The organism is Shewanella sp., from assembly GCF_051658185.1.
In the GTDB taxonomy this organism is placed as follows: Bacteria; Pseudomonadota; Gammaproteobacteria; order Enterobacterales; family Shewanellaceae; genus Shewanella.
Genome location: NZ_JBOFMC010000415.1, coordinates 1 through 6195 on the forward strand (window position 1 = coordinate 1; position 6195 = coordinate 6195).

5 protein-coding genes are annotated in these 6195 nt (G+C 39.3%); all 5 read left to right on the forward strand.

Annotated elements, in window-relative coordinates; genetic code table 11:
- Positions 1-683 precede the first annotated feature (683 nt).
- Entirely contained in the window at positions 684-1991 is a 1308-nt protein-coding gene (locus tag ACRCZA_RS15340) for an MFS transporter (RefSeq protein ID WP_438675262.1), read from the forward strand.
- 56 nt (positions 1992-2047) lie between these two features.
- Complete coding sequence (locus ACRCZA_RS15345) at positions 2048-3229, forward strand: alcohol dehydrogenase family protein (protein WP_438675263.1); 1182 nt, start codon at positions 2048-2050, stop codon at positions 3227-3229.
- Positions 3230-3311: 82 nt separating this feature from the next.
- A complete protein-coding gene (locus ACRCZA_RS15350) occupies positions 3312-4148 on the forward strand; it encodes a hypothetical protein (RefSeq protein WP_438675264.1) in 837 nt (278 codons plus the stop codon).
- Between the two features lie 133 nt (positions 4149-4281).
- Positions 4282-5838: a BCCT family transporter gene (locus ACRCZA_RS15355; RefSeq protein ID WP_438675265.1), complete on the forward strand. Its 1557-nt coding sequence runs from the start codon at positions 4282-4284 to the stop codon at positions 5836-5838.
- A gap of 116 nt (positions 5839-5954) precedes the next feature.
- A partial coding sequence (locus ACRCZA_RS15360; RefSeq protein WP_438675266.1) for a dihydroxyacetone kinase subunit DhaK occupies positions 5955-6195 on the forward strand: 241 nt, incomplete at its 3' end.

The window sequence follows — 6195 nt, forward strand, 5'->3', positions numbered from 1 at the left end:
CTGCTGGGCATGTGTTTACGCCGCACTGGCGCTGGGCGCATCAACCGCGTGGAAGGTGGCCTGTTGTTGTGCGCCTTTGTGGGCTACACCGTTTATCTACTGCAAAGCCAGTTCTAAGCGGCACGCGACGTTTTGCCACTAGCACATGGCACTAAATACAAAAAGGGAAACTTCGGTTTCCCTTTTTTGATCTAGGCCGCGATGCGCGTAGTGTGCGTAGTGTGCGTAGTGTGCGTAGTGTGCGTAGTGTGCGTAGTGTGCGTAACTTTATAACCGGCTAAATAAACAGCGCTGAACATTCTTCGTCATCTTTCAAATACTGTTGATGTCTATCAATCGTCAAATCATCTAGCCAGGTGTTCATTCTTAAATGCTTTTTTGTTACGAACTTGCTAAAGAATACGGCCTCATCCGTAGTAAAATTACATTACTTATCGAGCAGAATAAAAAACACCAACTTTATTTTAATCTCGATGTGATTTTTTTATAAAAAATGCAGGATTCATCACAATTTATCATTATTTCATTGAATTACATTAATTATTTTTTGTAAAAAAATTACAGCTTCTTTTTGAGAGAGTGATCTCATTTATATTCCCATCTGTTCTTTATCATACAGCAAGATTTAATCAGGTAACTTACTGCAACAAAATGAGGAATCTAACCAATGGATGGTGTTACACATGACTAAAGAAAATATCGCCAGATATATACAATTTGCTCTTGTGATCGTTGCTGCCGGATCGATTTACCCATTGATTTATCTAAAGGCACAATACCAAGAGACCATTTTAGAAGTCTTTGGCATGACACTAACACAGATGAATACAATTTATTCTGTGATTGGCCTAGTTTTTATTGCTGGATACTTTCCTAGTGGATTACTAAGTGACAAATTTTCAGCGAAAAATCTCCTCTCTATATCGCTCCTAGGAACCTCTATGGGCGGATTTTGGTTTGCCCAAGTTCCAAGCTATGACAATGTTCTGATTATATTTTCTATTTGGGGATTTTTTTCAGTTTTCACATTTTGGTGTTCGCATCTAAAGATTGTAAAAATGCTGTCAGCCCCAGGAGAAGAGGGTAAATTTTTCGGTCTGTTAGATGGAGGCAAGGGGCTTATTGAAGCATTGCTAGCGAGTATAGCGCTTGCATTATTCTCATACATGCTTAACGGTGGTACTGAAGCTATAGATAAAAAAGAAGCGTTGGTCACTATCATCTATATGTACTCATCGGTTCTTTTGGCCACATCAATCCTTATATTTATTTTCGTAAATGAAAACAAAAAAGAAAATGTGAGCACCGAATCAGAAGCTGATAACTCATTCAAATTTTCAGACCTAAGTAAAGTCCTTAGCAATAAACTTGTATATCTTCAAGGTGCAATAATTTTCGCCGGATACACTGTGTTCTGGGCAAGTTACTATTATGGTGGTTATCTACAATCCAACGTCGGCTTGGACCCAATCTCTGTCGGCACAATTATGGTTATGGTGCTTTGGATGCGACCAATCGGTGGAATATTAGGTGGATATCTGGCAGATAAAATAGGCCGCACACTTACCATCGGCTCATCATTAGTTGGCGGAAGCATTTGCCTAGGCTTACTCGTTGCAACACCCCAATCAACGCCGATTGCAATGATTAGCGCACTAGTTGCTCTAACAGGACTCTTCGCATACACAGTGAGAGGAACCTATTGGTCGCTGCTTGGGGATGCGAAAATCGATGCAACCATAATGGGAACGGCAATTGGTGTTATCTCGTTGCTTGGCTACCTACCTGATATTGCTATCCCACAATTAAATACTTATCTGTGGCAGAGCTTGGGTGAAAAAAGTGCTTATGAAGCTTACTTTATCGTAAGCATGATTACCGGTCTGTTAGGTGCAATTTTTGTCTACCTATTCCACAAGCTGCAGTCCAATGAGGCTAGCCAGATTGTAGAAAATAATCGTATTAATACAGATGCAATTTCTGAAGCATAAAAAACTCCTATACAATTTGAATTTATTTAACCAAGCAACAAGGAATGTAGTAGAAAATGATTAACAACTCTAAAAACCGCTTTGAAATTAAAAGTGGTGATAAAACCATGAAGGCAGTAGTCACAACTGGTAACGGCGGTTATGACAAATTGGTTTACATTGATGTTCCAGTACCAAAAATTGACAGCAATGAAGTTTTAGTAAAAGTACTTGCTGCTGGTATGAACAATACTGAAATCAATACACGGCTTGGCTGGTATTCGACAAAAGTAACTCAGAGTACTAATTCATTGTCTACCGATTCAAATGAAATTTCTGAGGCCAGCGAAGAGGGTGATGGTGGTTGGAATGACGCAACACCATTCCCATTCATCCAAGGGACAGACTGCTGCGGAGAAGTTGTTGAAGTATGCTCAAAAGAACACGAGCATCTGATTGGCAAACGTGTATTAATCCGAGCATGTATTCGGCATATGGGCTGGGACTCTATTGAAAACATTTGGATGGCATCAGATTTTGATGGCGCGTTTGCTCAGTATGTGAAAATCCAAGCATCTGAAGTATTTCCTGTTGACTGCGACTGGAGTGATGCTGAATTAGGCTCGATTCCATGTTCGTATGGCACATCAGAGAACATGGTTCATCGCGCAAAAGTTAAAAAAGGTGATCGCGTGTTGGTTGCCGGCGCATCCGGTGGTGTTGGTTCTGCGGTAGTACAACTCGCAAAAAGAAGAGGTGCTTATGTCATTGGCATCGCTGAAGGAAAAGAAAAAATCGATCAAGTTAAGTCTTACGGCGCTGATGAAGTAATTGCTTTCGGTGTAGATGCTCTAGCCGAATTAGGCGAAAAGTCTGTAGACGTTGTGGTTGATAACGTTGCAGGCCCAAACTTCCCACAAATGATGAAAATTTTGAAGCGTGGTGGCCGCTTTGTATCTTCTGGCGCTATCGCAGGGCCGATTGTTGAGTTAGATATGCGCGATTTCTATCTCAAAGATTTGTCACTGATTGGCTGCACTGGTTGGGATGAGCCTGTATTCCCTAGCCTTATTTCTGCAATCGAAAATGGCGAAATAAAACCAGCATTAGCTAAGACTTTTCCATTGGAATGCATTGTTGATGCCCAAAAAGAATTTTGCCTAAGAAAGCATGTAGGTAAATTCGTTTTAATTCCAAATCATAGCCATGTTAGCTCTGTTGCAGACACAAAAAAGAAAGAAAGTGTTTGTGCTAACTAAGTAAAAACATAAAGACCTATGTATAAATTAGCTTTACATGAACTCTAGCGTTCATGTAAAGCTAACAACCAAGGAGAGGTAAATGAGTTCTGATAGCCTTTTTGAAAGAGTTCATTCAATAACACATCCTAGTTTAAATAAGGATAACTGGTTTGATAAGCAGCCAGTAAAGAAAATTAAATTTCTAGGTTTTGAGTTTTATTTAAATCAGCCATCATCAACTTTTTGGGTTTACCTGCTCGGCATTCTAGTTACATTAGCCGGTGTCAGATTTTTAGTCACTCAAGGAGAGGACTTATCTAGATACTGGTGGGGCGTATCTCTCGTTCTTTGGGGTGTTGGTGCTCTTATTGCTGGCACTAGCTACCAAGCATTTGGCTACGAGATAAAATGTGCCCGTAGAGAGGCTTGCTCTTGGACGAGTTGGTGGGAAATTGTATACCTGATATTCCAGCAAGTAAGTATGAATGCTATGACTATTGCAATAGCTTATTCATGCACTACAGGTTTATTTAGAGAAGTTCTAATTTGGGCATCATTCGCTCTCTCAATTGTTTATACAATTAGCACTCTTGTCGGGGCATTTTTGCCAAAGAAGAACCTAATAACTTTTGAGTTCATGATTCTCGTTTCCCTGCCAAGCTTCATTTTATTCTGCATCCTTAATACATATAGATATATTGAACATGGTCACACCATGGACCTTGTACTTATGGGCTCTTGGTTCTTAATTTACGCATCATGGTGGGGATATGATCGCTACTACAAAGCCGGCATTACCGATATTCTATGGGAAAAAGGTAAGTGGTTTTCAGAAAATGATGTGCTGCATGTAATTTTGGTTATTTGGGCGCTATATGCTTTGTTTTTAATGCCTGAATACATTAAAGACTATTCTTATTTCTTAGCCATGCAATAATCAACTAATCATCATCCATCTATATGATTTATTTATAGATGGATGATAAACAATCTATTGACTCAATTAAAAACACCCATGAATATGCTTATTACAAAACCAGCCTGGTAATTATTTGATAAAGGAATGTCAAGTGCGTGGAATATTAAGACTAGAGGTTTGCCTGCCCCCCTTTATACTGCTTTTTGTTTCTATGCTACTGAATATTTTTGATCATGTTAGCTTCCTATCCATAACATCAAAGCTAAACACCTTAATTCTTGATAAATTGGATTGGCTTTTTTTATCTGGCGGTTTTGTTATGGTAATTACTTGTATAATTGCATTCATATCACCGCTTGGTAGTGTGATAATCGGCGGTAAAAACTCAACACCAATTTTAAGTAAATGGCGATGGGCGACAATTACATTGTGCACTACATCAGCTGCTGGCATTTTATTCTGGGCAACAGCAGAGCCATTATTCCATTTGTATTCACCACCAAAATCTTTAAATTTAATTCCTGGCAGCGCCGGGGCTGCAAATTTTTCTCTTTCGACAATGTATATGCATTGGTCCCTAACGCCATTCGCTATCTACTCAGTACCTGCACTGGCATTTGCACTAGCTTATTACAACCTAAAGTCTAAATTTTCCATTAGCTCAGCATTTATTCCTGTCATCGGAAAGAAAAGATCGTTGTCTATTGGCTGGTTTATTGATTCAATGTCGATGTTTGCATTGATTTCTGGCATGGCATCATCACTAGGCACTGGCGGAATAGTTTTAGCCAGCGGCATATCTAAAATAACTGGCCTTAATGATGGTTCTTTTTTGCTTGGAGTTGTGATTGTAACAATTGTTGTTTGCTTTATTTTATCTTCTATATCTGGACTGCATAAGGGTATAGCCGGGCTATCTTTTTTAAATACGACTACATTCATAATAATCGCAACGCTCGCTTTTACTTTTGGTCCATCTAAAATGATTTTGCTAAATGGTATGGACGCCCTTTATACCTACTTTGATAATTTTGTGGTTAGAAGCTTTGCTACAGATCTTGCACCTGATGACAATTGGGCAAAAAACTGGACTGTTTTTTATTGGGCTAACTGGCTATCCTGGGCTCCGATTGTCGCGCTTTTTTTAGGTAAAATATCGAAGGGATACAGTGTAAGGAGCTTTCTCCTAGTTAATCTGGTTCTACCTTCTACTTTTTCTATTCTATGGATGACTATTTTTTCTGGCATAGTATTGCAATTGGACATTGATTCCAATGGAACTATTTATACAATTGCAGGCGCTCTTGGGCCGGGTGCTATCGTTTACGCACTATTAGAGCGACTACCATTGCCACATATTTTTAGCAGTGCATTTATTCTTGTTGCGTTTCTATCGTATGTAACAGCCGCAGACTCAAATACTGAAATAATATCGACATTGTGCATTGATGAAAAAAACAAGCATGCAAATACGCTACACAAAAACGTTGTCAAAATTGTTTGTGGCTGCATCATTGCTGTAATTGCTTGGTATATGACGGCGTATTCTGGTATCGAAGGCATAAAGATGATTTCGAATTTAGGCGGACTTCCAGCTCTAATAATTGTTATCGCTATGAATATGTCTGTTTTTGTTTGGATTCTACGTTGCTCCTACGTTCCTGTTGGCTACCAAAGAAAAATAGCATCGAAACAAGTTAATGCATAGTGGTTTTTGATTTGTTTTTTGTGGACTACATCTCAACAAAACATAATTGATTTAGATACATTACCTATTGAACAATGTTAATTACATCATTAACCAAAACAACGACAGGAGTCATTGTGGCTGATCTCATTATTAATACCAAAGAAACCTGGGTGAATGATTCACTCGACGGCACACTGTATACCCAGCGCCTCGGCAATTTAGTTAAATTAGATTTCAATAATGATATTAAAGTCATTGCGCGCAAAGACTGGCAAAAAGATCAAGTAGCCTTGATCTGCGGTGGCGGCTCAGGCCATGAACCAGCTCACGCCGGTTTTGTTGGCCAAGGTATGTTAACAGCGGCCGTGTGTGGCG